The 24,220-nt window shown below is 73.6% G+C and carries 25 protein-coding genes and 1 tRNA gene; 17 read left to right on the top strand and 9 right to left on the bottom strand.

The window, feature by feature from the left end; all coding sequences use genetic code 11:
• Positions 1-67: 67 nt before the first annotated feature.
• From ACVMYR_RS10045 to ACVMYR_RS10035, 3 genes are all read right to left on the bottom strand, one after another.
• Positions 68-1,603: a recombinase family protein gene (locus ACVMYR_RS10045; protein ID WP_457121659.1), complete on the bottom strand. Its 1,536-nt coding sequence runs from the start codon at positions 1,601-1,603 to the stop codon at positions 68-70.
• A gap of 101 nt (positions 1,604-1,704) precedes the next feature.
• Positions 1,705-3,486, bottom strand: coding sequence for a DUF1996 domain-containing protein (locus ACVMYR_RS10040; RefSeq protein ID WP_457121658.1), 1,782 nt, complete (start codon positions 3,484-3,486; stop codon positions 1,705-1,707).
• Positions 3,487-3,633: 147 nt separating this feature from the next.
• Positions 3,634-3,822 carry a hypothetical protein gene (locus tag ACVMYR_RS10035; RefSeq protein ID WP_091279227.1) on the bottom strand — a complete coding sequence of 63 codons (189 nt, stop codon included), beginning with the start codon at positions 3,820-3,822 and terminating at the stop codon, positions 3,634-3,636.
• Between the two features lie 67 nt (positions 3,823-3,889).
• On the opposite strand from ACVMYR_RS10035, the gene ACVMYR_RS10030 reads away from it, so the two are divergent.
• Positions 3,890-4,285 (top strand): hypothetical protein, encoded by a 396-nt coding sequence (locus ACVMYR_RS10030; protein WP_431893757.1) that lies wholly within the window; start codon positions 3,890-3,892, stop codon positions 4,283-4,285.
• A gap of 206 nt (positions 4,286-4,491) precedes the next feature.
• Here the strand turns inward: ACVMYR_RS10030 and ACVMYR_RS10025 are convergent, their stop codons facing one another.
• On the bottom strand, positions 4,492-4,812 hold the full coding sequence (locus ACVMYR_RS10025; RefSeq protein WP_396789758.1) for a helix-turn-helix domain-containing protein: 321 nt from the start codon (positions 4,810-4,812) through the stop codon (positions 4,492-4,494).
• Positions 4,809-5,171 (bottom strand): type II toxin-antitoxin system RelE/ParE family toxin, encoded by a 363-nt coding sequence (locus ACVMYR_RS10020; protein WP_396789760.1) that lies wholly within the window; start codon positions 5,169-5,171, stop codon positions 4,809-4,811. Before ACVMYR_RS10020 ends, ACVMYR_RS10025 begins: the two co-directional genes overlap by 4 nt.
• Positions 5,172-5,275: 104 nt before the next feature.
• Between ACVMYR_RS10020 and ACVMYR_RS10015 the strand changes: the two genes are divergently transcribed.
• The 11 genes from ACVMYR_RS10015 (at position 5,276) to ACVMYR_RS09965 (ending at position 15,066) form a co-directional block, all read left to right on the top strand.
• Positions 5,276-5,608, top strand: coding sequence for a PadR family transcriptional regulator (locus tag ACVMYR_RS10015; RefSeq protein WP_036374274.1), 333 nt, complete (start codon positions 5,276-5,278; stop codon positions 5,606-5,608).
• Positions 5,605-6,732, top strand: a complete 1,128-nt coding sequence (locus tag ACVMYR_RS10010) for an HAAS signaling domain-containing protein (protein ID WP_457121657.1) — start codon at positions 5,605-5,607, stop codon at positions 6,730-6,732. Before ACVMYR_RS10015 ends, ACVMYR_RS10010 begins: the two co-directional genes overlap by 4 nt.
• A gap of 325 nt (positions 6,733-7,057) precedes the next feature.
• Positions 7,058-7,717 carry an LppU/SCO3897 family protein gene (locus tag ACVMYR_RS10005; RefSeq protein WP_457121656.1) on the top strand — a complete coding sequence of 220 codons (660 nt, stop codon included), beginning with the start codon at positions 7,058-7,060 and terminating at the stop codon, positions 7,715-7,717.
• A gap of 143 nt (positions 7,718-7,860) precedes the next feature.
• Positions 7,861-8,547 (top strand): dienelactone hydrolase family protein, encoded by a 687-nt coding sequence (locus ACVMYR_RS10000; protein ID WP_043961930.1) that lies wholly within the window; start codon positions 7,861-7,863, stop codon positions 8,545-8,547.
• Positions 8,548-8,566: 19 nt separating this feature from the next.
• Positions 8,567-9,280, top strand: a complete 714-nt coding sequence (locus tag ACVMYR_RS09995) for a uracil-DNA glycosylase (RefSeq protein ID WP_431893821.1) — start codon at positions 8,567-8,569, stop codon at positions 9,278-9,280.
• Between the two features lie 19 nt (positions 9,281-9,299).
• A complete protein-coding gene (locus ACVMYR_RS09990) occupies positions 9,300-10,061 on the top strand; it encodes a DUF4129 domain-containing protein (protein ID WP_457121655.1) in 762 nt (253 codons plus the stop codon).
• Entirely contained in the window at positions 10,058-10,639 is a 582-nt protein-coding gene (locus ACVMYR_RS09985) for a hypothetical protein (protein ID WP_457121654.1), read from the top strand. The genes ACVMYR_RS09990 and ACVMYR_RS09985 overlap by 4 nt, the downstream gene beginning before the upstream one ends.
• Positions 10,639-11,646 carry an AAA family ATPase gene (locus ACVMYR_RS09980; protein WP_077936185.1) on the top strand — a complete coding sequence of 336 codons (1,008 nt, stop codon included), beginning with the start codon at positions 10,639-10,641 and terminating at the stop codon, positions 11,644-11,646. The genes ACVMYR_RS09985 and ACVMYR_RS09980 overlap by 1 nt, the downstream gene beginning before the upstream one ends.
• Positions 11,643-13,016: a DUF58 domain-containing protein gene (locus tag ACVMYR_RS09975; RefSeq protein WP_077936226.1), complete on the top strand. Its 1,374-nt coding sequence runs from the start codon at positions 11,643-11,645 to the stop codon at positions 13,014-13,016. Before ACVMYR_RS09980 ends, ACVMYR_RS09975 begins: the two co-directional genes overlap by 4 nt.
• Before the next feature lie 61 nt (positions 13,017-13,077).
• Complete coding sequence (locus tag ACVMYR_RS09970; RefSeq protein ID WP_457121743.1) at positions 13,078-13,647, top strand: hypothetical protein; 570 nt, start codon at positions 13,078-13,080, stop codon at positions 13,645-13,647.
• Positions 13,648-13,749: 102 nt separating this feature from the next.
• Positions 13,750-15,066, top strand: coding sequence for an NAD(P)/FAD-dependent oxidoreductase (locus ACVMYR_RS09965; RefSeq protein ID WP_077936186.1), 1,317 nt, complete (start codon positions 13,750-13,752; stop codon positions 15,064-15,066).
• 85 nt (positions 15,067-15,151) lie between these two features.
• On the opposite strand, the gene ACVMYR_RS09960 is transcribed toward ACVMYR_RS09965, so the two are convergent.
• Entirely contained in the window at positions 15,152-17,041 is a 1,890-nt protein-coding gene (locus ACVMYR_RS09960) for a hypothetical protein (RefSeq protein ID WP_457121653.1), read from the bottom strand.
• A gap of 102 nt (positions 17,042-17,143) precedes the next feature.
• On the opposite strand from ACVMYR_RS09960, the gene ACVMYR_RS09955 reads away from it, so the two are divergent.
• The 3 genes from ACVMYR_RS09955 (at position 17,144) to ACVMYR_RS09945 (ending at position 18,705) form a co-directional block, all read left to right on the top strand.
• Positions 17,144-17,224: transfer RNA gene (locus ACVMYR_RS09955), tRNA-Leu, on the top strand.
• A gap of 180 nt (positions 17,225-17,404) precedes the next feature.
• Positions 17,405-18,220, top strand: coding sequence for a Bax inhibitor-1/YccA family protein (locus tag ACVMYR_RS09950; RefSeq protein ID WP_043961937.1), 816 nt, complete (start codon positions 17,405-17,407; stop codon positions 18,218-18,220).
• A 164-nt stretch (positions 18,221-18,384) separates the two neighbouring features.
• Complete coding sequence (locus ACVMYR_RS09945; RefSeq protein ID WP_077936189.1) at positions 18,385-18,705, top strand: hypothetical protein; 321 nt, start codon at positions 18,385-18,387, stop codon at positions 18,703-18,705.
• A gap of 223 nt (positions 18,706-18,928) precedes the next feature.
• On the opposite strand, the gene ACVMYR_RS09940 is transcribed toward ACVMYR_RS09945, so the two are convergent.
• From ACVMYR_RS09940 to ACVMYR_RS09930, 3 genes are all read right to left on the bottom strand, one after another.
• On the bottom strand, positions 18,929-20,191 hold the full coding sequence (locus tag ACVMYR_RS09940) for an acetyl-CoA C-acetyltransferase (RefSeq protein ID WP_077936190.1): 1,263 nt from the start codon (positions 20,189-20,191) through the stop codon (positions 18,929-18,931).
• A 92-nt stretch (positions 20,192-20,283) separates the two neighbouring features.
• Positions 20,284-21,114: an SGNH/GDSL hydrolase family protein gene (locus ACVMYR_RS09935; protein WP_457121652.1), complete on the bottom strand. Its 831-nt coding sequence runs from the start codon at positions 21,112-21,114 to the stop codon at positions 20,284-20,286.
• Positions 21,111-22,190 (bottom strand): SGNH/GDSL hydrolase family protein, encoded by a 1,080-nt coding sequence (locus tag ACVMYR_RS09930; protein ID WP_457121651.1) that lies wholly within the window; start codon positions 22,188-22,190, stop codon positions 21,111-21,113. Before ACVMYR_RS09930 ends, ACVMYR_RS09935 begins: the two co-directional genes overlap by 4 nt.
• Positions 22,191-22,319: 129 nt before the next feature.
• Here ACVMYR_RS09930 and ACVMYR_RS09925 point away from each other — a divergent pair, with 129 nt between their 5' ends.
• Positions 22,320-22,676, top strand: coding sequence for a YkvA family protein (locus tag ACVMYR_RS09925; protein ID WP_043963969.1), 357 nt, complete (start codon positions 22,320-22,322; stop codon positions 22,674-22,676).
• Between the two features lie 75 nt (positions 22,677-22,751).
• Positions 22,752-24,122, top strand: a complete 1,371-nt coding sequence (locus ACVMYR_RS09920) for a cystathionine beta-synthase (RefSeq protein ID WP_077936193.1) — start codon at positions 22,752-22,754, stop codon at positions 24,120-24,122.
• Positions 24,123-24,220 lie beyond the last annotated feature (98 nt).

The following is a 24,220-nucleotide window of genomic DNA, read 5'->3' as shown; positions in this document are numbered from 1 at the left end:
GAAAGCCCCGGAGAGCGGTAGGGCCCTTCCGGGGCTGTCAATCTCTCTGCGCGGCTCTCAGGCCGATTTAGTCAACCGTCTTGCCGTACCGCTCGGCGTGCTCCGATTGGCGCTCAGCCATCGTGTACTCATCCGGCCCAATAGGCAGAGGCCGGCGGCGGCCCCTGCGGTCGTACGCATGCACGTAGGCGGGCACCGGGGGAGCAGGGTTAGACCCTGCTGGAAAAACCCGGACCACTGGGAGCAGGTCCCGAAGGAACAGCCGCCGCTGTTCGATCGTGGCCGACTCCCACTGCTCCCGGGATGCAGGGGCATACCGTGCGGCTCTTTCTTCCTGTTCCACCGTGCCGGCCAGCGTTTCCCCAATCTCAGCCAACCTCGCCTCAATCGCGGCGGTGCCCGCCTCCAACTGAGGAAGCCGGATAGCTCGGCGCGTGTACGCCGCAGTCAAGGCATCTAGCTCCGCCTCAAGCTCTCTCCGCTCAGCCTCCAACGCTCCCCGATCGGGGCCGCCTGGCTCAATCAGGAAATCCGTAAAGTCATCCGCCATCAACAGAGACGTAAGGATGTCCGTCACATAGTCGTCAATCGGATCAGCGGAAATTCCGCTGTTGTGGCCGACGCACCTATACGTACGCCACCGCTTCGTCTTTTTGGTCTTCCACCCAGAACGTAGCGGCTTGTCGCAGACGCCACAACGGTAGATGCCGGCCCCTAGATAGCGGACGTAGTTGCCGGCCTTCGACCGCGTCCGGGTCAAAACCTGCACAACGTCCGTCCACTGCTCACGGGAAATGATTGCCTCCCACTCACCCTTAATAAGCTCAGCTTTCCAGACCGGAACCCGCTTACTCGCCTCCGGCGAAAGGATCGTGGACGGCTGATATTGAAGGTGCCCACAAATGTAGGGATTGGTGAGAGCGCCCTTCGCGGCGGCCCACGAATAGGGACCCCTAGTCTTGGGGACCGTATGGCCCCGGGCCGTCCACTCCCGAGCAACGTCGGAAAGGGTTCCACCGCGCATGACATGACCCACGGCCCACCGGATCGACTCCGCCTCGTCCGGAACGATCGTGAGCGTGCCAGCCGCATATGTGTATCCGAACGGCCGTACCGTGCCCAGCGGACGACCGCTGGTAACCCGGTGCCGGTTGCTGGCCTTCTGCCGCTCCGACTTCCGTTCCACCTCCCCCCGGGCAATCGCCCCACGAATCCGGGCATTCTCCCGGCCCCGGGAAGTCGTCAGGTCAAGTTCGCTGCCCGCAGCGAACCACACCGGGACCGCTCCGGGATCAAGGGTGTTAATCAGCCCCTCAAGCTCGATGGGCTGCCGGACAAGCCGGTCATCGTCCCGGCACACGATCCGGGCCACCTGGCCGTCGCGCACGTCCGTCAACATTTGCTCATACGCGGGCCGCTTCCGCCTGGCGTCGGACGCCGTTCGGGACGCATCCCGGTAGATGCGCGTGTCCGTCCACCCGTTCCGATCGCAGAGGGCTACGCACTCCGCTAGCTGTGCGTCGAGGGAGACGGACCGGTCGGTCTGCTTGGAAAGCCGCAGGTAGATTGCGGTCACGCGAGGTGGTGGGGGCTGCTGGGGCATGTGCTAGATTCTATCGCAGATGCCGGACGGCATCGCCTGGAGCCTGCAGTAACGGGCCGGCGGGCCGGGCTGACGCCCGGCCCGCTCGGGCGGTCATCCGGTCAGGAGCACCGACGCCCCTCGTTCAGGCAGGCCGCGATCCTGCGCATCTGCTTCTCGGAGTTGACGTTGACGAAGTCGTTGTGGTCCGAGAACGGGTTGTGGTTCTCCTCGGGGAACGAGTCCAGCGCGTACTGGCCCCGGAGCTGCACGGCGCGCGGGATGTCGTAGGAGATGCTGATCCGCAGCTGCGGGATCGCCACGAAGCCCTGCGGGCAGGCCCCGGTCGTCGGGTCGGCGAAGGCCAGGTGGGCCCGGTGGTTCTCGCTGTCGGTGTTCCGGCCGTCCCAGCAGCCGGGGAAGTCCTGCACCCGCATGACCTGACTGCCGTCGGGGCAGATCGGGTAGCGGTCGGACAGCCGGTCGGCGAAGCCCGAGCAGGTCCAGGTGGCGCGGGCGTTGGCCGGGCCCCGGCTGGTGGGCTTGGCGTCGCCGGTCAGCGCGCGCAGGAACCTCGGCATCGCCGTGACCTTCGCGCCGGGGTTGCCCCGGTACTCGATCAGCACCTTCGACGGCTGCACGATCCGGCCGGTGTTGTTCGGCAGCTCCAGGTTCGGCCCCTGCGGCTCCGGCAGCGGCTTCTCCCCGCCGTTGTTGTTGCCGCTGCCGTTCCCGCCGTTGTTCCCGTTGCCACCGTTGCCGTTGTTGCCGCCGGGCTGGCCGCCCACGGGGCGTTCGTCGAGCGTGCAGGGGGCGAGCGCCTCCAGCCCCTGCGGCCGGGGCGCGGTGCGGCCGATCGCGATGGCGATCCGGTCGAGGGTGGCGACGCGCTTGGACTGCAACGGTCCGACGATCGCGTTCAGCGCGAAGTTCGGGCCGCCCTCGCCCTTGGTGGTGACCAGCCGCTGGTTCGCCTCCGCGATCTGTTGGTCGAGCAGGTCGAGATTGCGGTTGACCTCGTCGAGGGCCGACGCCGGCACCCCGGGCAGCTTGTCGCGGACGCTCGGGCACCGCACGCCGGGGCTGGCGCCGCTGGCCGTCGCCGGTGCCGCGCTGTGTGTGGCGTGCAGGCCGTCGTAGCTGACCTCGCAGTCCACGAGCGACACCATTCCACGGGGACGGCTGCCGGCACCGCTCATCGTCCGGGAGATCCGCTTGATCGTCTCGGCCCGCTCGGCGCGCAGGGCGCCGATCACGGACTGGTTGAGGCGCTGGTCGATCCGGCCCCGGCTGGCGGCCATCCTGTCGTTGGCCGAGGCGAGCTGCCGGTCGAGGGCGGCCAGGTCACGCCGTACGCTGTCGCGGGCGGACGCGGGCACCGCCGGCAGCCGGTCGGCGACCCGGGGGCAGGAGACCGTCGGTTGCACCGCGCCCAGCGCCTGCGTGTCAAGGTTGGCCCGCACCGCCTTGTCGATCCGCACGACCGGCCAGAAGTACGACGAGCGGTCCCCGTTGCGGCAGGTGGTCCCGGAGGCGGCCAGCACCGCGTCGGGCGTGTTGGCGTCGATCGCCAGGTTGCCGACGAAGTCGTGCAGGTGTTCCGCCCCGTTGCGGATCCCGGGCTGGGCGACGGGATTGTCCGGGCTGAACTTGCCGTTGCGGTTGGTCCCGCAGTCCACGGTGAAGACGCCCTTTGACGCGTTCGGGCCCAGCCGCGGTGTCGGCACGTTGGCGGCGACCCGCTCGATGGGGACGAAGTCGTTGAGGTTCGCCTCCGCCGAGGCGCTGCCCCGGCCGCCGCCGGAGACGAACGTGACCGTGAGCGCGCCGACCGCCCCGACGGCCGCCACCACCGCCACCACCCGGCTGCCCCGGACCGGTCTCCGCTTTCCGCTGCCCGCCATCGGGTTCCTCCGTCGTGCCGGGCACTTCGCCGTGAAGTGCCGTCCGCCCGGGGGTACGGCCCTACCGGCTCCTCACGATCGGCCCGGCCGCGACGCGTAATCGACAGGTAAGAAAGGCGCTCAGGATCGTGCTCGATCCGGGGTCGTTCAGTCCGACGCGAGCTCGGGCCGGTGCTGCTTGATCCACGCCTGCACGTCGGCCTTCAACCACACCTTGCCCTGCATCAGGTCCGCCACTGGTTCGGGGAAGTTCCGGTGGCTGGTGATCACGTAGACCCGCTGCTTGCTGATGCCGCCCAGCATGATCCGGATCTCATGCGCGCCCACCAGCTCCATGAAACGGACGGTAGAGAGGTGACCCGGCTCCTTGACCCGGGTCAACGAGTCGGTCACTGTATTGGGTATGTCGACTTCCAATCGCTCGCCCGTGCACGACCGCCAGGGGCGGGCTGTCCGGCCGCACACGGCGATGCGTCCGCTCTGGCTGTGCCGGGTGTGTGCCGCGCCCTGGTCCTGCCAGCCGGCCCGGCTGCTGCTGCTCATGGAGTACCGCCGCGACCGGGTCGGGCTGTCGGTCTACCTGGCGGGGCAGTTGTTCGAGGCGACCGGCGACCTGGTCCGGCTCAACCCGAACCCGGCCCCCACGCCGCAGGAGTTGTTCGAGCGCTTCCTGGCCTGGACGGCCGAGGCCCGGGGCGTCGTTGGCGGTACCGAGCCGGGCCACCGTGCCCGCGTCCGGGACTCCGCCCGGGAGGTCGCCGATCGCGACGCCGAGCTGCTCCGCCGGCTCGCTGAGTGATCGTCCATCTCGACGTCGACCAGGCCGAGTCGCTGGTCATGGCGGTCGCCAGCGGGGTGATGACGGAGGTTCCGGACATCGCCCGCGAGTTGCGCAAGCTCTACGTCTGACCGAGCCCGGCTGACGCCTAATGAGTTCTTTGCTGTCGCCGAAACGGGGCATGTGTGCTGGCGGCGACCGAACCGCGACGCCGGGCGAAGCAAGGGCTATGCGATGGCGGCGATGTCGCCGTCGTCGAAGTAGATCGCCTGGTGCAGCCTTCCGCCGAGGGCGGCGGCGTAGCGCGCGACGACGTCTTGGCCAGAGATCTTGCCTTGTTCGATCTGTGAGACGCGGCCCTTGGTGACGCCCATGCGGTCGGCAACCTGCTGCTGGGTGAGGTTGCGGGCCCGACGAACCTCGGCGAGGCGGTGCCCAACCACGCTGGCGAGTAACTCCTGCTTGCCGGCCTCGACCGCCTGTTCGCCGCCGGCCCGTTCGACGTGGGCAGCGCGGACGTCCTTCCATCGCACGTAGTTGTTGCTCATGACTGGCGGCCCTCCTCTTCGGCGCGTTCCTTCAGATAGATCTCGTAGCGGTGCTCGGCCAGAGGGATGGCTTCGGCGTACCACTGATTCCATCGCCCGGCTTTGTCTCCGGCGACCAGGAGGATGCTGGAGCGCCAAGGGTCGAAGGCGAACAGGATCCGTACGCTGCCAGGTCGTAGCTCCTTGAGGTTGGCGATCGTCGAACCGTGGATCGTGTCGACCAGTGGTCGGCCCAGCCCGGGCCCGCTCTCGGCGAGTAGGTCGATGGCCTGCACGACGCGAGCGTAGGTGGCCGCATCGAGGCTGTCGATCCAGGCGTGCACCTCGTCGACGAGATAGATCTGCCACTCCTCCACCACCCGGGGAGTATAGCAATTGGTAAACATGTCCGGCCAAGTTCGAGAATGTCGAGGCCCGCGGTGTCGTTTGACGGTACTTCGCAGTGCGCAGTAGTGTGCGATGCGTGGATACCACGCAGCTCCTGAAAGGCGTGCTGGATCTCGCGGTCCTCGCCGTGCTCCGGGAGGAGGACGGCTACGGCTACGACATCCTGCGCCGCCTCCGCGAGGCCGGCCTGGACGAGGTCGGCGACGCCTCCGTCTACGGCACGCTTCGGCGACTCTTCGCCGCCGGCCTGCTGACCACGTACGTCGTGCCGAGCGAGTCCGGCCCGCACCGCAAGTACTACTCGCTCAACGCCGCCGGCCGGGACCAACTGACCCGCTCCGGCAAGCTCTGGCGCTCGTTCGCCACCACCATGGACACTCTGCTCGACGATCGGGGGATGGCAGCGTGACTGTCATGGAGCAGGAGATCGCGGACTACGTGACCCGGGTCCGGGCCGCCCTGGCGGACCTGCCGCCCCAGGTCCGCGACGAGTTGACCGAGGACCTTCCGGAGTACCTCGCCGAGGTCGCCGCCGAGGGGGACGGGTCGCTGGTCGACCGGCTGGGCGCGCCCGAGGCGTACGCCATGGAACTGCGCACGGCGGCCGGCGCGGGGGGTCCGGCCGCCGCGCGCAACCTGGACCAGCGGGCGGCCGCCGCCGTGGCCCAGGTCCGCGCCCGGCTGCGCGCGGCCGACGTCCGGGTCGGCCCGATCCTCGGGTACGCCTCGGCGAGCGAGTACCTGCGCCTGCTCCGCCCCGCCTGGTGGGTGTTGCGTGGCTACCTGGCGGCCATGCTGATCACCGTCGTCACGACGGGTGTGCCGTTCGGGCTGCTGCCCAGGCTGGGCGGGAGCACGCTCGCGGCGCTGCTGCTGCTCGGCGTCTGCGTGGTCGCCTCGGTGTGGCTGGGCAGGCGCACCGCCGCGCTGACCCGCTGGCCCCGGATCGCCCTGTGGGCCGGCACGGCGATCCTGGCGGTCTTCGCGTTTGTCGGCTTCGTCGACGCGGACGACCGGCTGGGCTGGAACGAGTCCGGCTACGAGTCCACCTCGGTGGATGCGCCGTACATCGGCGACGTCTTCGTCTACGACAGCGAGGGTCGCCTCGTCGAGAACGCCCGGCTGTTCGACCAGAACGGCAACCCGATCCGGATCGGCTACCCGGAGTGCGAGCGCGCGGGGCTGCCGGAGTCGGGCCCGGCTCTGCCCGTCTACCCGTACTGCCCGGAGAACGCCCCGTTCCAGGCCGGACCGGTCGGGGCGCGCCCGGCACCCGCCGCGCCGCCCATCAACCCGCCGCTCACCACGACGCCGACCGACGGCGCTGCGCCCGCGCCGGTGGCCCCGACGCCGACCGGTGACGGGACGACGGCACCGCCCGCCCCGACGCCGCCCGGCGACGCGACGACGGCACCGCCCGCCCCGGTTCCGCCCGGTGAGCCGGCCGGGCGGGCCCCGGCACCGGCCTCGCCCGGCGAGGCCACGCTCGGGCCACTGCCGACCGCCACACCCACTTCGACGCCCTCCCGCTGACCGCCCGCCAACGTCGACAGCTCCAATTCTTGGACACTCTCCGTTCTCAACGAACACGAAGCGTCCAAGATCCATCGGTTCCCCCGTGCCCTCGGGTGCGGGGGAACCGTCGCGGGTGCGCGCGTACGTACGTGCGCGTGCGTGCGCTCGGGCGGGTGCTTCGGCGGCGTGCGGGGCGTTAGGAAGGGGCCCTTCCTATACAGAATGCGTTAACAGGGTGCCCTTCCTTACAAATGGCTGAACGGACGAGTCGTGCGGGACCACCTTCTCCGATCTTGGTCGCTACGGTGTCGTCTGCTCGTCCATCCCCTCGGAAGGAACTCCCGTGCCAGAGCCGGTCGCCCCGCACCCCGCCGCGCCGCCCGAGGACGCGCCGCGCCCCGCCGACCCGCCTGCGGCCCGGGACCCCGAGCAGTCCGACCCCGAGCAGCCCAAGTCCGAGCAGGCCGGGAACGGGCCGGCGGCGGCCGAGGCCGCGCAGGTCAAGGATGAGACCGGGCAGGGCGGGAGCGGAGCTGAGCAGGGCGCGGGCGCGGTGGCGGAGCAGCAGGACGGGCCGGGCGAGGACGGGGGCGGGCCCTCGGAGCCGAGGCGGTCCGTGGCCCGCAAGGTGGTCGGCGTGGTCGCCGCGCTGCTCGCCGTCGGGGTGGTGGCGGCGCTGAAGTTCGGCCTCGGCGGTGCCGTGGCCGCCGCCCTGGACGAGGACGCGACCGCGAAGGCGAAGGCCGGCGACTGCCTCGCCGAGCTGCCGGACGTGGCCGAGGGCGAGCGCAAGGACGCCCGCGGCGCGGAGGTGGTGGCCTGCACGTCGACGGAGGCGGTGTACACGGTGGTCGGTCGTCTCGACGGGCAGACGGAGGCGCAGGCGCGCACGGGCGAGGCGTGCGAGCCGTTCCTCCAGCCCGGGCAGGCGGGTTACTTCTTCTACAACATCAAGCCGGGCAGCACCGGCTACCTGCTCTGCCTCACCCGCAAAGCGGCCTGACCCGGGAGTCACCGGCAGCGAAACAGGAGGTGAACGCCACTGCTCGGGCGTCTTCCGGCGGCGGTCGCGGCGTGGCAGGCTCACGGCACGTAGGAACACCCTGCGACCAGCCAACGATGACTGACCGCGAGGAGGACGGGCCGATGGGCGAGATGGTGAGCTTCGCCAGCAACGGGGGGACGAGCGAGGGGTATCTCGCGATACCCTCCGGCGGTGCGGCCAACCCGGCGGTCATCGTCATCCAGGAGTGGTGGGGTCTCGTGCCCCACATCCGGTCGGTGGCGGACCGCTTCGCCGAGGCCGGTTTCGTGGCGCTCGCCCCGGACTTCTACCACGGCGAGTCGACCGGCGAGCCGGACGAGGCCCGGCGGCTGCTGATGGGCCTGCAGATGGACGAGGCGGCGAAGGACATCGCCGGCGCGGCGGAATACCTGGCGGGGCGGCCCGAGGTGGCGGGCAAGGTCGGCTGCGTCGGCTTCTGCGCGGGCGGCAGCCTGGCCCTGTGGTCGGCGACGCTGTCGGAGCGGATCGTCGCCACGGCCGGCTTCTATCCGATGCTGCCGTGGGAGAAGATGCGCCCCGAGTGGGCCGACTACGCGGGCAAGTCGGCGATCATCCACTGCTCCGAGGAGGACGGCACCTCGGCCGCGCCGGGCGTGCAGACGGCCCGTGCCGCGATCGAGGCGGCCGGCGGCACCTGCACCCTCTACGACTACCCGGGCAGCCGGCACGCGTTCTTCAACGACGACCGGCCGGAGGCGTTCGACCAGCGGGCCTCGGCCAGCGCCTGGGCCCGCACCCTCGAGCTGTTCCGGGCGAAGCTTGGCTGAGGCCCGTACCCCCGACGAGGTGGTCGCCCGCGCCGCGCGGGCGACCGACCTGGTCGACCTCGACGGCGCGGTCAGCGACTGCTTCGCCTGCCCGCGCCTCGTCGCCTGGCGGGAGGAGGTCGCCCGCACGAGGCGGGCGGCCTTCCGCGACCAGACCTACTGGGGGCGGCCGGTGCCCGGCTTCGGCACCGCCGACGCCCGGATCGGCATCCTCGGCCTGGCCCCCGCCGCGCACGGCGGCAACCGCACCGGGCGCATCTTCACGGGCGACCGCTCCGGCGACGTGCTCTTCGCCGCCCTGCACCGCGCCGGCCTGGCCAACCAGCCGACGAGCGTCGCCGCCGACGACGGCCTCGCGCTGCGCGACACCCGGATCTTCGCCGCCGTGCGCTGCGCGCCGCCGGACAACAAGCCGACCCCGGAGGAGCGGGACACCTGCGCGCCGTGGCTGCACCGGGAGGTCGCGCTGATCCGACCCACCCTGCGCGTCGTGGTCGCGCTGGGCGCGTTCGCGTGGGCCGCGTGGTGGCCGGCGCTCCGCGAGGTGTACGGCGTGCGCCCGCCCAGCCCGCGACCGGCGTTCGGCCATGGGGCACACTGGTCCGGCACGGCCGCACCGGCGCTGCTGGGGTGTTACCACGTCAGCCAGCAGAACACGTTCACCGGGCGGCTGACACCGGGGATGCTGGACGACGTGTTCGCCCGGGCGAAGCAACTGGCCGGAGTGGACTGACGGGCGTGGGGCGGTGCCGATGGACCTCAGCGTGCTGCGCAGGTGGTGGCCGATCGTCGCGGTGACGGCCCTGCTCGCCGCCGCCGCGGTGGCCGCCGGACACTCGTCGCTCGGCGCGAGCCGCATCCCGCCCGCCGCCGACAACATCCCGTACGTGCCGGAGTACCCGACGGCGCAGCCGCCGCCGTCGATCCCGGTGGAGCCGCGCGACGCCGGGGAGGCCACCCGCGCGCACATCCCCGAGTGGCTGGGCACCGTCGCGATGGTGCTGCTCGGCCTGGCGATCGCCGTCGCCCTCGGCTACGTCGGCTGGACGCTGCTGCGCGGGGTGGCCCGCCGCACCACCCGGGCGCTGCCGGCCGACCGGGCGCGGCGTACCGCCGAGGGCACCGCCCGCGAGGTGGTGGCCGCGCTCGACGCCGGCCTGGTCGAGCTGGACGACGCCGACGTCGACCCGCGCACGGCCGTGATCGCCTGCTGGGTGCGGCTGGAGGAGGCCGCCGACGCGGTAGGGGTGGCCCGGCACACCGGAGACACGCCTACCGACCTGGTGACCCGCCTGCTGCGCGGCGACCCCGACGCCGGGGTGCCGGCGATCGTCAGCGCCGACGTGCTGGCCGAGTTCGCCCACGTCTACCGGGAGGCCCGGTACGCGACCCGCCCGGTCGACGAGCGCACCCGCGACCAGGCCCGCGCCGCGCTGCGCCGGCTGCGCGGCGAGCTGACGGCGGTAGCGGCCGGGGCTGCCGGAGCGGGCACCGCCGCCGGGGGGCCGGCGTGAGCACCAGCATCGACGACCTGCTCGGCTCCGCCGAGGAGGAGCCCGCGCAGGAACGGGCCACCCGGGGCGGCCGGGTCGGCGGCGCGCTGAAGACCCTCGCAGTCGCCGGGGCGCTGACCGCCGTGGTGGTGGCCGGGCTGCGGGCCGTCGGGTTGCAGCTCTCGCTGTGGGTGGTCGTCGCCGGGGTCCTCGCCCTGCTCGCCGTGCGTCGGGTCACCGCCGCGCTCGCCCCGCTGCCACCGCCCCGGTCGGGGGCCCGGATCCCGGCGGGCGAGGAGGACGGCCACTACCACTGGGCCGCCCGGGACGCGCTGCGCGCCGCGATCAACGGCTGGGAACGGCCGCTGGACTGGTCGTCGGGCAACCCGCAGCGGTTCGCCGAGCGGATCCTGCCCCGCCTCGGCGAGCTGGCCGACGAGCGGCTGCGTCAGCGGCACGGCGTGACCCGCGAGTCCGACCCGGCGCGGGCCCGCGCCCTGCTGGGCGACCGGCTCTCGACGTTCCTGGACACCCCGCCCCGCCGCACCCCGTCGCCGCGCGACCTCGCGGCGATCGTCGCCGAACTGGAGAAGATCTGATGAAGGACGTGGACCGGACCATGCCCGCCGCCGAGGTCGGCCGCCTGGCCCGGGCGGTGCTGGACGCGGTCGGCTCGGTCGTCGTCGGCAAGCGGGACGCCCTGGAGCTGGTCCTCGCCGGCATCCTGGCCGGCGGCCACGTGCTGCTGGAGGACCTGCCCGGCCTGGGCAAGACGCTGACCGCCCGCTCCTTCGCCCAGGCGCTCGGGCTGGACTTCCGCCGGCTCCAGTTCACCCCCGACCTGCTCCCCGCCGACGTGACCGGCTCCTTCCTCTACGACCAGCGCAGCGGCGACTTCTCCTTCCGCGCCGGCCCGGTCTTCACGAACCTGCTGCTCGCCGACGAGATCAACCGGACGCCGCCGAAGACCCAGTCGGCGCTGCTGGAGGCGATGCAGGAGAAGCAGGTCTCGGTGGAGGGCGTGACGTACCGGCTCGACGAGCCGTTCCACGTCCTGGCCACCGCCAACCCGATCGAGTACGAGGGGACATACCCGCTGCCGGAGGCGCAGCTCGACCGGTTCCTGCTGCGGGTGTCGTTCGGCTACCCGGACGGCGAGGAGGAGTGGGAGGTGCTGCGCCGGCGGATGGGCCGCCGCCGCGAGGAGGCCGAGATCGCCCCGGTCGTCGACGCCGCCACCCTGCGGGCCATGCAGGTCGCCCTGGAGAACGTGGTGGTGGAGGACTCCATCGGCCGCTACATCGTGGCGCTCACCGCGGCCACCCGGGAGCACCCGTCGGTGCTGGTCGGGGCGTCGCCGCGCGGCTCGCTGGCGCTGCTGCTGCTGGCCCGCGCCCGGGCGGTCTTCGCCGGCCGGGACTACGTGGTGCCCGAGGACGTCAAGGAGGTGGCCGCGCCGGCCCTGGCGCACCGGATCACGCTGCGCCCGGAGATGTGGCTGCGCCGCGTCGACCCGTCCTTCGTGGTCGGGGAGGTGCTCGACCAGACCCCGGCCCCGGCCAGCGGCGCGCTGCCGAGCTACGCCGCCGGCCGGCCGGGGCGCTGACGGCCGTGTCCACCCCCGAGGGGCCGCAGGCGGCGGGCTGGGCACCCACCCGGGCGCTGGGCCGGGCGGTGCTGCTGGCGGGCCTGCTGCTGATCGCCGGGGTGCTGCTCGGCCGGGTCGACCTGGTCGTGCTGGCCGCGCCGTTCGCGCTCGGCACCGCGTACGCGCTGCGCCGCCGGCCCACGGCGGGCCCGCAGCTGTGGATCACCGCCGCCGACGGGCACCTCGTCGAGGGCGGCGAGTTCACCGGCACGGTCAGCGTCGGCAACCCGGACACGGTCGGCTACGACGTGGCGGTGGTGCGCACCCGCGTCTCGCCGTGGCTGCTGGTGGAGCGGGCCGGCGTCGGCGGGGCCCGGGTCGACCTGTCCCGCAGCGGCGTGGACCGGCCCTTCGTGACCGTCGTCGACACGGGCACGGCCGTCGACCTGGAGCTGGCCGGGAAGGCCCGGCGCTGGGGCCGGCACCCGATCGGCCCGGCCGGGGCGAGGGTCGCCGCCGCCGGGGGGATGCTGGTCTCCCGGGCGGCGATCACCGAGCCGGTCCGGTTCCGGGTGTACCCGAAGACGGAGCCGTTCGAGGCGGTGGAGGCGATGCCCCGCGCCGCCGGCCTGGTCGGCGCGCACCACTCCCGCCGGCCCGGCGAGGGCGGCGAGCTGGCCGGGGTGCGGGTCTTCGGCCCCGGCGACCGGCTGCGCCGCGTCGACTGGCGGGTGTCGCTGCGGGCCCGGCAGCTGCACGTGGCCGCCACCCTGTCGGACCGGGACGCCGAGGTGGTCGTCCTGCTCGACGTGCTCGCCGAGGCGGGCCGCTCCGGTGGCGTCGGCGGGGCCGCGTCGGTGCTGGACACCACCGTGCGGGCCGCCGCCGCGATCGGCGAGCACTACCTGCACCGGGGCGACCGGGTGGCGCTGCTGGAATACGGCCCGGCGGCCCGTCGGCTGCGCCCCGCCACCGGCCGCCGGCAATACCTCACGCTGCTGGAGTGGCTGCTCGACGTGCGCGCCGAGGCGTCGCCGCACGAGCCGTACGACCAGGTCTTCGGGCCGCAGATCCTCTCCTCGGACGCGCTGGTGGTGGTGCTCACCCCGCTGCTGGACGAGCGGTCCGCCCAGATGCTGGCCCGGATGGCCCGTTCCGGGCGGTTCGTGGTGGCGGTGGACACGCTCCCGGACGGCCTGCCGCCGCCGGGCCGGCAGGGCTGGTCCGAGGTGGCGTTCCGGCTGTGGCGGATCGACCGGGACACGATGATCGGCCAGCTCCGCGAGCACGGCGTGCCGGTGGTCCGCTGGGCGGGCGCGGGCAGCCTCGACCAGGTGCTGCGTGACGTGGCCCGGCTCGCCACCGCCCCGAGGGTGGGCGGCCGGTGAGCGGGGCAGGGCGGCCGGTGAACGGGGCAGCCCGGCCGACGGGTGACGAGAGGCGGTGCCGGTGAACCCGGTCGAGGCGGTGACCGAACGCGCCCGGGCGGCCCGCTCGGCGGTCAACCGGGTCAGCGCGGCCCCGCTGCTGGTGCGCGCCGGGATCTTCGGCGCGGCGCTGGCGGGGCTGCTGCTGGCATACCCGGCGCAGGTCCTCACCGGCCGCCCGCTGGCCGCCCTCGCGCTGGTGGCGCTGCTGCCGGCGATCGGGCCGCGCCGGATCTGGCCGACGTTCGCCGCCCTCGTCGCGGTCGGCGGCTGGCTGCTGGCCACCGAGGGATACGACCGCCCGGTCGCGCTGTGGCGGCTGCTCGCCGTGGCGGCTGCCCTCTACCTCGCCCACTCGCTGGCGGCGCTGGCGGCGCTGCTGCCGTACGACGCGGTGGTGGACCCGGAGCTGGTCGTGCGCTGGCTCACCCGGGCCGGCGGGGTGCTGCTCGCCTCGGCGGTGCTGGGGGTGCTCCTCGTCCAGGTCGCCGACGCCGGGCCCGACCGGGGGCACCTCGGCGTGACGGTCGCCGGGCTGCTGGTGGCGGTGGCGGTGGCCGCGTTGCTGGGGTGGCTGCTGCGTCGCAAATGACGGAACGGGAATGCACGTTGTGCAGGTCACAGGTGTTGTGCTCCGTCACAAAGGGGGGTCTCGAAAGGGGTTAGCGGAGCCGGCCGGGGAAAGATGGTAGGCGTGAATCCGAAGCGGATCCTTGTCGTCGGTGCCGGGCACGTCGGTCTCTACGCCGCCCTTCGCCTGTCGAAGAAGCTCTCCTCGCGTGAGGCGGAGGTCGTCGTCGTCGACCCGCAGCCGCACATGACGTACCAGCCGTTCCTTCCGGAGGCGGCGGCCGGCAACATCTCCCCCCGGCACTCCGTGGTGCCGCTGCGGCGGGAGTTGCGGCGGTGCAAGGTGGTGGCCGGCACGGTCACCCGGATCGAGCACGACCGCAAGGTCGCCACCGTGCAGCCGATCAGCGGCCCGACCCGGGAGATCCCCTACGACCACGTCGTGGTGGCCCCCGGCTCGGTCTCCCGCACGCTGCCGATCCCCGGCCTGCACGAGCACGGCATCGGCTTCAAGACCATCGGCGAGGCCATCTACCTGCGCAACCACGTGCTGGACCGGCTCGACGTGGCGGCGGCCACGCAGGACGCGCAGGTGCGCCGCAGCGCCCTGACGTTCACCTTCGTCGGCGGCGGGTACGCGGGTATCGAGGCGCTGGCCGAGATGGAGGACATGGCCCGCGACGCGCTGCGCTACTACCCGGAGCTGGAGCCGGAGGACATGCGCTGGGTGCTCGTCGAGGCGACCCAGCGGGTGCTGCCCGAGGTCGACCGGGACATGGGCGCCTACACGGTGCAGCAGCTGCTCAAGCGGAACATGGACATCCGGCTGGACACCCGCCTGGAGTCCTGCGTCGACGGGGTGGTGAAGCTCTCCGACGGCGACAGCTTCCGCTCCGACACGATCGTCTGGACGGCCGGCGTCAAGCCGTCGCCGATGCTGGACGCCACCGACTTCCCGCGCGACGAGCGCCGCCGCGTCACCTGCCTGCCGACCCTCCAGGTCGTCGACGGCGACCGGCTGGTCGAGGGCGCGTGGAGCGCCGGAGACTGCGCGGCGGTGCCGGACCTGACCAAGGAGCCGGGCAACTTCTGCTCGCCCAGCGCCCAGCACGCGGTGCGCCAGGCCGCCCGGATGGCCGACAACATCGCCAACGTGATCCGTGGCCGTCAGCCGGTGGACTACAAGCACAAGCACGCGGGCAGCGTGGCCAGCCTCGGCCTGCACAAGGGCGTGGCCCAGGTCTACGGCATCAAGATGACCGGCTGGCCGGCGTGGTTCATGCACCGGACGTACCACATGTCGCGGATCCCGTCGTTCAACCGCAAGGTCCGGGTCGTGGTCGACTGGTCGCTGGCGTTCTTCCTCAAGCGTGAGGTGGTCGCGCTCGGCCAGCTGCACGACCCGCGCGAGGAGTTCGCCGAGGCGTCCCAGCCTCGGTAAGGAAGGGCCCCCTGTTAACGCTTTCGGTATAGCAGGGGCCCCTTCTTAACACCTGGGCGGGCTTAACACCTGGGCGGGCGCGGGCTCAGACCCGCCAGATCCAGGCGTCGGCGACCCGCTCGGCCGGCCCGTAGAGCTGGTCCAGGGTCGCCCGCAGGTCGTCGGCGTGGCGGGTGCCGTCGGCCACCGCGAAGCAGGACGCGCCCCAGCGGTCGGCGTCCCGGGCGGCCTGCCGCCGCTCCCGGTCGCCGATCGCCGGCCGGCCGCCCCGCTTCGCCACCTCGCTGAGCAGGTACGACGTGGGGCGCTTCCAGGTGCCCATGGCGGCCGTGCCGCCCCTGCCGTACGGGGCGATGAAGAAGCCCTCGGGCAGGCCGAACGCGGCGTCGGCGGCCGTGGCCCAGCGCATCGGCCACGGCTCCTTCGGCGTGGGCAGCGGCACCGGCACCAGCACCCCGCCGGGGCGGACGCACTCCCGCCAGTGGCCGGCCGAGATGAACTCCGGCAGCGCCGGCCGCTCGGCCGTGGGCAGGGGGGCCGGCAGGACCGGCAGCAGCGCGAGCCCGACCGCCGCCGGGACCAGCCGGCGGGCCCGGCCAGTGCCGCGCAGCGCCCGGTCCACGGCCAGCACGAGCAGCGTGCCGGCCAGCGGCAGCACCGCCAGGGCGAACCGCATCGGCAGCGCCCCGTCCACCACGGGCAGGCCCGCCAGCAGGGCGTACGGGCCGGGGATGCTGGTCCGGTCACCGCGGACGACCACGTCCGGGCCGAGCGACAGGGCGGCCATGACCAGCGCCCCGGCCGCGCAGGCGAGCACCAGTGGGCGGCGGCCCAGCCAGACCGCGCAGCCGAGGGTGACCACGAGCAGGGGCCAGCCGAGGAAGGTGTTGTATTCGGCCGGGCCGGTGGTGAGCCGGGCCGCCTCGTCGCTGCCGGCCGCCGACAGCGGGGAGAGCGTCCACCAGCTGACCAGGTCGGCCGAGAAGTAGTGCGGGCTGAACATGCCGTCGGCGACGCCCTGCGGGCCGGCGAACTGGAACCACAGCGGGTATCCCAGCACGAGCAGGGCCAGCCCGGCGGCGACCAGCATCCCCCCGGCGAAGCCGGGCAGCGCCCGGCGCAGCAGCGCCCGGTCGGCCAGCGCGTACGCGACGGCCATCACCAGCAGCGTCAGCGCGCAGAGGAAGAGCACCTCCTCGCCGACGAACACCTGGACGCTGACCACGACGGCGAGGCCGACGGCGGAGGTGAGCATGCGGCGGCGGTCGGGGCCGACCCGCGCCGGGCCGCCGCCGGAGGCTTCGTCCGAGCCCTTGCCGCCGCCGAGGCGGCCCGCGCGGCCCCGCGGGTCGGCCGCGCGCAGCAGCCGGACCACCAGCCAGACGATCACCGGCACCAGCCACTGGGCGGTCATGTGCAGGTGGCTGTTGGTCTGCGAGACGATGCCCGGCCCGAAGCCGCACAGCCCGGCCCCGAGCGCGGCGGCGAGCCGGTGCGCCCCGAGGACGCGGGTGAAGAGCAGGTACCAGGCGAGGGCGGTGCCGGCGAGGTTGAGCCCGGCGAGCAGGGCGAAGGTGACCGGGGCGCCGAACAGCAGGGTGACCGGGGCGAAGGCCACCCCGAGCGCGATGACCGTGGTGTTGGCCATCAGGTTGACCCCATCCGGGGCGTTGAGCCGGTCGGTGAGCAGCCCGAAGTCGCCGAGCAGGGCGCGCGAGTCGACGGCCAGGAACCACTCGTACAGCGTCTGGTCCTCGGGGTTGAGCGCCAGCACCCGGCCGGCCGGGTCGGGCCAGAGCCCGTGGGTGACCCAGCCCGCCAGGGCCGTGAACAGCAGCCCGACGAGCAGGTCGGCCCGGTGCCGGGCGACGGCGGCCCGCAGCCGGACCCACCGGCCTGCGGCCCGGGCCGGTACGTCGGAACGGACTGCCTGCTCGGGGGCGGCGTCGGGGGCCGTAGGGGCTGCGCTGCTCACGGGTCGACCCTAGTGCGGGAGTGCCGGCGGGGTACGCCGGGTCGTGGCGGACCCGCTACGGTGACACTGCACCGGCGCGTGGGCGACGCGCGGGGCCGCCCAGCCCGGGTGGTGGAACGGCAGACACGGCCGCCTTAAAAGCGGCTGCCGCAAGGCGTGCGGGTTCGACCCCCGCCCCGGGCACGCGCAGCACGGTGACCGCGCCGGTGAATGCGACCGTCGGTGGCGGCGAGGGCGTCACCTGCGGGTCTCTCAGCTTCTTCACAGCTCCTGCGCCGGTCGGTGATCTCCACGGCGTCGAGCGGGGCGTCTACCCTGGAAGGGCACGTTCACGTGCGACGACCCCCTGAGGGAGGCCTGACAGTGAAGACTTCGAACCCGGTGCTCGCCCGACTCGGCCAGGCGGCCGAGCGGGAACGGGCCACCGGGTACGCCCCGACCGGGCCCTACGGGCAGCCCGGCTATCCGCAGCAGTACCCGGGCGCGACGGGCTACCCGGCCGCGCCGCCCACCGTGACGCCGATGTCGATCGACGACGTGGTGGTCAAGACCGTCGTGTTGCTGGGCATCCTCGGCGCGTCCGCCGCGGCGGCCTGGGTGCTCGTTCCGGACGCGCTGCTCGGCGTGGCCTGGATCGGCGCGGCGGTCGTGGGCCTGGTCCTCGGCCTGATCATCTCGTTCTCCCGGATGGCGAACCCGGCGCTGGTCATCGCGTACGCCGTCGTCGAGGGCGTCTTCGTCGGCATGGTGAGCAAGGCGTTCAACTCGCTCTACGACGGCATCGTGCTCCAGGCCGTGGTGGCCAGCTTCGGCGTGTTCTTCCTGATGGCCATGCTCTACAAGGCGCGGGTCATCCGGGCCACCCCGAAGTTCGTCCGGGGCATGGTCGCGGCGATGGTCGGCCTGTTCGCGGTCATGTTGATCAACCTGGTGCTGGCGCTGTTCGGCGTCAACACCGGCCTGCGCGACGGCAGCCCGCTGGCCATCGGCTTCAGCCTGGTCTGCATCGTGGTCGCCTCGCTGAGCTTCGTGCTCAGCTTCGCGGAGGTCGAGGAGGGCGTCCGGATGGGGCTGCCCCAGCGCTACTCCTGGACGGCGGCGTTCGGCATCCTGGTCAGCCTGGTCTGGCTCTACATCGAGATCCTGCGCCTGCTGAGCTACTTCCAGGGCGACGACTGACCCTCGTCGCTCGACGGCGCCCGCCCCGCGATCTCGCGGCGGCGGGCGCCGTCGTGTTCCGGCCCGGCCGACCCACCCCGGGCGTCCGCCGACCGCCGCCGACTGCGCCGGGCGTGCGGCGACCGCAGGGGGTACGTCGGCCCGGCGTCCGTAGACTCGGCGCGGTGAGCGCAGCGGAACTGGGCCGGGCGGTGGAGCTGCTGGTCCGTCAGGTCGGGCACTGGCAGCAGCCGCGCTGGGCGGCCTCGGCCGGCGGCGGCAACGTGCCCCGGGCCGACCTGGTGCACCGGCTGGTGCAGGAGATCGCGAACCTCGCCGCCGACGCCGAGGGGCAGCCCCGCCGGGCGGTGCCCCGGCTCGACAACGACCTCGCCCTGCCCGACCAGCTCCGGGTGGTCGCCGCCGACCTGCTGGCGGCGGCCCCGCCGGACGCGGTGCTGCACCGGGCCGCCGCCGAGGTGACGGCGACCCGGTCCGCGCTCTGACCCCCCGCGTTCCCGGTCACCCGCGCTCCAAGGCCCGCGTTCCCGGTCACCCGCGCTCCAAGGCCCGCGTTCCCGGTCACCCGCGCTCCAAGGCCCGCGTTCCCGGTCACCCGCGCTCCAAGGCCCGCGTTCCCGGCCGCCCGCGCTCCAGGGCCCGCGCTCTAGGGCCCGCGTTCCCGGCCACCCGCGCGGCCAGCGCGAGCGCCGGGAGGCGCCGCGCAGCTCAGCTCAGGCGTTCGAGGACCATGGCCATGCCCTGGCCGCCGCCGACGCACATCGTCTCGAGGCCGATGCTCTTGTCGTGCCACTGGAGCGCGTTGAGCAGCGTGCCGGTGATCCGGGCGCCGGTCATGCCGAACGGGTGGCCGACGGCGATCGCCCCGCCCATCACGTTCAGCTTCTCCTCGTCGATGCCGAGCTGCCGGTAGGAGGGGATGACCTGGGCGGCGAACGCCTCGTTGATCTCGACCAGGTCGACGTCGTCGATGGTCATCCCGGCGCGGCGCAGGGCCTGCTTCGACGCCTCCACCGGCCCGAGGCCCATGATCTCGGGGGAGAGGGCGGTGACGCCGGTGGAGACGATCCGCGCCAGCGGGGTGAGGCCGAGGTCCCGGGCCCGCTGGGCGCTCATGATCACCACAGCGGCGGCCCCGTCGTTGAGCGGGCAGCAGTTGCCGGCGGTGATCCGGCCGTCGGGGCGGAACACCGGCTTGAGCCCGGCGACGCCCTCCAGGGTCACCCCGGGACGGGGGCCGTCGTCGGTGTCGACGACGGTGCCGTCGGGCGTGGTGACCGGGGTGATCTCCCGGGCCCAGAAGCCGTCGGCGATCGCCTTCTCGGCCAGGTTCTGGCTGCGTACGCCGAACGCGTCCATGTCGGCGCGGCTCACGTCGTACGCCTGGGCCAGGTTCTCGGCGGTCTGCCCCATGGTCAGGTAGATGTCGGGCAGCTCCCCGGTGGAGCGGGGGTCGGTCCAGACCTCCGCGCCGCCCTCGGCCCGCCGCGCCGAGCGCTCCCGGGCGGCGGCGAAGCGCGGGTTCTCCCAGCCGCCGCCGACCAGCGCCTGTGCCTCCGGCGGGAGCGCGTCGGAGTTGCCGCGCGCGTACCGGGAGACGGTCTCCACCCCGGCGGAGACGAACACGTCGCCCTCGCCGGCCCGGATCGCGTGCATCGCCATCCGGGTGGTCTGCAGCGACGAGGCGCAGTAGCGGGTGAGCGTGGCGCCGGGCAGGCCGTCGAGGCCCAGCAGGGTGGCGACCACGCGGGCCATGTTGAAGCCCTGCTCGCCGCCGGGCAGGCCGCACCCGAGGTAGAGGTCGTCGATCTCGGTGGGATCGAGCTGGGGGACCTTGTCCAGGGCGGCCCGGACGATGGTGGCGGCGAGGTCGTCGGGGCGGACGTCGCGCAGGGACCCCTTGTGCGCCCGACCGATGGGGGAGCGGGCGGTGGCGACGATGACGGCGTCGCGGGACGACTCAGTCGGCATGAACCAACGTTAACTTGGCGGTAACCTACCGGGAAGCGGAGCGACCAGCGGGAAATGTCACCCCGGCCCGCCGCGCACCGGGGCCGGCCCGATCATTGGCGGGAGGCGACGTTCGCGGCGGCGGCGACGGCCGGGAGCAGGGCGTGCGCCCAGATCCGGTACCCGTCGGCGGACGGGTGGAAGCCGTCGTGGCAGAGCGTGCCGGCGTCGGCCCGGAACACCGGACCGGTCTCCGTGCCCAGGTCGACCACCGTGCCGCCCGCGTCGAGCGCGGCGGCCGTCTGCGCGCGGGCGATCCGCCGGCCGGACCAGCCGACCAGCTGCCGCAGCGGCGGCGCGATCGCGCGGGCCGCGCCGAGATCCGGGCAGGTGCCGACGACCACCTCGACCTGCGCCTCGCGCAGCCGCCGCACGGCCGACCCGAGGTAGGCCCCGGCCTCGGCCGGGCTGCGCAGCGCGGTCGCGTCGTTGGCGCCGATCAGGACCACCGCCACGTCGGGGCGCGGGCCGAGCAGCGCCCGGGCCACCTGGGTGGCCAGGTCGGTGGAGCGGGAGCCGGACACCCCGACGCTGGACAGGTGCACCCGCCGGCCGGCCGGCCCCTCGGCGAGCAGGTTGGCCAGTTGGCCGCCGACGGTGTCGCCGAGCCGGGCCACCCCGACCCCCAGCGCGGACGAGTCGCCGAGCAGGACCAGCCGCAGCGGCGGCGCGCCAGCCCGGCCGATCGTGGCGCGCAGGGCCAGGCCCAGCTCGGGCTGCGCGTACGGGCGGCTGCGGGCCAGGAACGCCTCGCCGGCCAGGACGGCCGCGCCGCCGATCGTCCCGGCGACCAGGGACACCGCCGCCGCCCGGCCCAGCCGGACGGCGAGCTCCGCGCCGAGCCCCCGGTCACCACCACCGCGCCTGCCGCCCTGCTCGGTCATGGCCGTCCTTCCAGTGTGGGTGAGTCGGCGGTCGGGCCGGCCTGCGGCACCGCGCCGACGCCGAAGAAGGCCCGCCGACGCAGCTGCGCCCACCGCCCGCCCGGCCCGCGGTCGCGGCCCCGGACCTGGGTGGCGCTGACCTCCGTGCCGGCGTGCCGGGCCGCCTCCTGGGCCGCCTCCGGCAGCGACCGGACGCCCTCGCCGCGGGCGAGCCCGGTGCGGCGCTCCTGCACCCCGCCGAGCGCGGAGAGCACCGTCGGCAGCAGCGCGGCGGCGGCCACCGCATACCCCTCTGCGGAGGGATGGAACCGGTCCCAGGCGAACATCCGGGTCGGCTCGGCGACGAAGCGGGGGCCGAGCAGGTCGCCGAGGGAGACCGTCCAGCCGCCCGCCTCGACCACCGCCACCGTCTGGGCGGCGGCGAGCTGCCGGCTCCACCGCCGGGCCAGCCAGCGCAGCGGCGGCTGGATCGGCTGGATCGCCCCGAGGTCGGGGCAGGTGCCGACCACCACCTCGCAGCCGACCCCGCGCAGCGCGCGGACCGCGTCGACCAGGTAGCGCACCGCCAGGGCCGGCGGGGTGCGGTTGGTGACGTCGTTGCCGCCGATCAGGATCACCGCGACGTCGGGCGACACCTCCAGCGCGGCCTCCACCTGCGGCTTCAGGCCGGAGGAGATGGCGCCCACCACGGCGAACCGGTGCAGCCGGACCGGCCGGTGCAGCCGGCGGGACAGCCCGGTGGCCAGCAGCGAGCCGGGCGTCTCCCGGCGGCGGTGCACGCCGTAGCCGGCGGCGGAGGAGTCGCCGAGGACGACCATGGTCAGCGGCGGGCCGGGGAGCTTCGCGCCGTAGACGCCGTCGCAGCGGGGCGGGGGCGCCTCGGCCATCGGGATGGTGCGGCGGGCCTGCCGGGCCTGGCCGAGCAGGACGCCCGTCGTCGCCGCGGCGGCCGCCGCGGTGGCGCCCGTGCCGATCGCCGCGACGCGGGCCACCCGCCGCACACGCTGCCAGCGCGGAGCGGACTGCTCGCGCGGACCGGCCGGTGCGACGGAACCAGCGACCCCAGCGACCCCCATGCACCGACATTATCGCGCCGGTACGACACGCCGCTGTCGTCGTACTGCCCGGTTTCTGGCTGGGAGGCGACTGTTGCGGGTACCTCTTGCGGGGACACGGCACGCTGTGGAGTCGGAAGGGGCGTGGAGATGGGGAAGACACTGAAGCGCGGCGCGGCGTTCGCGGCGCTGGCCCGGGCACTGACCGCCGGGGCGCGGGGCGGCCCGTCGCTGGGGGCCCGGCTGGCGGCGCTGCCCCGGATGATCCGGGCCACCACCCGCGGCGAGTACGACGGCGGCCTCCGGCTGGCCCTGATGACCGCGGCGACGGCGTACATCGTCTCGCCGATCGACCTGCTCCCGGAGATCCCGCTGGCGGTCTTCGGCCTGGCCGACGACGCGGTGATGGTGACCTGGCTGGCCGGCGCGGTGCTCGCGGAGACCGAGCGGTTCCTGGAGTGGGAGGTCCGCCGGGCCTCCGTCATCCCGGGGCATGTGGTGCCCTGACGGGACGTACCCTGGGCGTCGAATCAACGTCTGCCCGGCCGCCGTCGCCGGCGCCGCAACGAAGGGCACAACGAGGTGCACTACTACGACAACGTCGTCGAGATGATCGGCAACACCCCGCTGGTGCGGCTGCGCAACGTGACCGAGGGCATCCGGGCCACCGTGTTGGCGAAGGTGGAATACCTCAACCCGGGCGGCTCGGTGAAGGACCGCATCGCGCTGCGCATGGTCGAGGACGCCGAGGCCGCCGGCATCCTCGGGCCCGGCGGCACGATCGTCGAGCCGACCAGCGGCAACACCGGCGTCGGCCTGGCCCTGGTGGCGCAGCTCAAGGGCTACCGGTGCGTGTTCGTCTGCCCCGACAAGGTCAGCCAGGACAAGCAGGACGTGCTGCGGGCGTACGGGGCGGAGGTGGTGGTCTGCCCGACCGCCGTCGCGCCGGAGGATCCGCGCTCCTACTACAACGTCTCCGACCGGCTGGCCCGCGAGATCCCGGGCGCGTGGAAGCCCGACCAGTACAGCAACCCGGCCAACCCGCGTTCGCACTACGAGACCACCGGCCCCGAGCTGTGGAAGCAGACCGGCGGCCAGCTCACCCACTTCGTCGCCGGGGTCGGCACGGGCGGCACCATCTCCGGCATCGGTCGCTACCTGAAGGAGGCCTCCGACGGCCGGGTGAAGATCGTCGGGGCGGACCCGGAGGGCTCCGTCTACTCCGGCGGCACCGGCCGGCCCTACCTCGTGGAGGGGGTCGGCGAGGACTTCTGGCCCACCACGTACGACCGGGACATCGCCGACCAGATCGTGGAGGTCTCCGACAAGGCGTCGTTCGAGATGACCCGGCGGCTGGCCCGCGAGGAGGGGCTGCTGGTCGGCGGCTCCTGCGGGATGGCCGTGGTCGCCGCCCTGGAGGTAGCGCGCGAGGCCGGCCCGGACGACGTGATCGTGGTGCTGCTGCCCGACAGCGGCAAGGGCTACCTGTCGAAGATCTTCAACGACGCGTGGATGGCCCGCTACGGCTTCCTCGACAACTCCGGCACCGAGCCGACCGTCGCCGATGCGCTCGCCGGCAAGCCCGGCGGGCTGCCCGAGCTGGTGCACGTGCACCCGACCGAGACGGTCCGCGACGCCATCGACTACATGCGCGAGTACGGCGTCTCCCAGCTCCCGGTGCTCAAGGCCGAGCCGCCCGTGGTCACCGGTGAGGTGGCCGGTTCGGTAGCCGAGAAGGACCTGCTCGACGCCCTGTTCACCGGCCAGGCGCACCTGCACGACACCATCGAGCGGCACACCGCCGACCCGCTGCCGATGATCGGCGGCGGTCAGCCGGTGAGCGAGGCGGTGGCCCTGCTGGAGAAGTCCGACGCGGCGCTGGTGCTGGTCGACGGCAAGCCCAAGGGTGTGCTCACCCGGCAGGACCTGCTGGCCCACCTCGGCGCCCGCTGACCTTGCAAGGAAGGGCACCTTATTAACGCTTTCGGTAGAGGAAGGGCCCCTTATTAACGCCGCCGCCGGTGCGGAGCGGGCGAGGCCAGCGTTCGGCC

The sequence above is a fragment of the Micromonospora sp. PTRAS2 genome (genome assembly GCF_054052245.1).
This window is presented reverse-complemented; position numbering and strand designations above follow the sequence as displayed.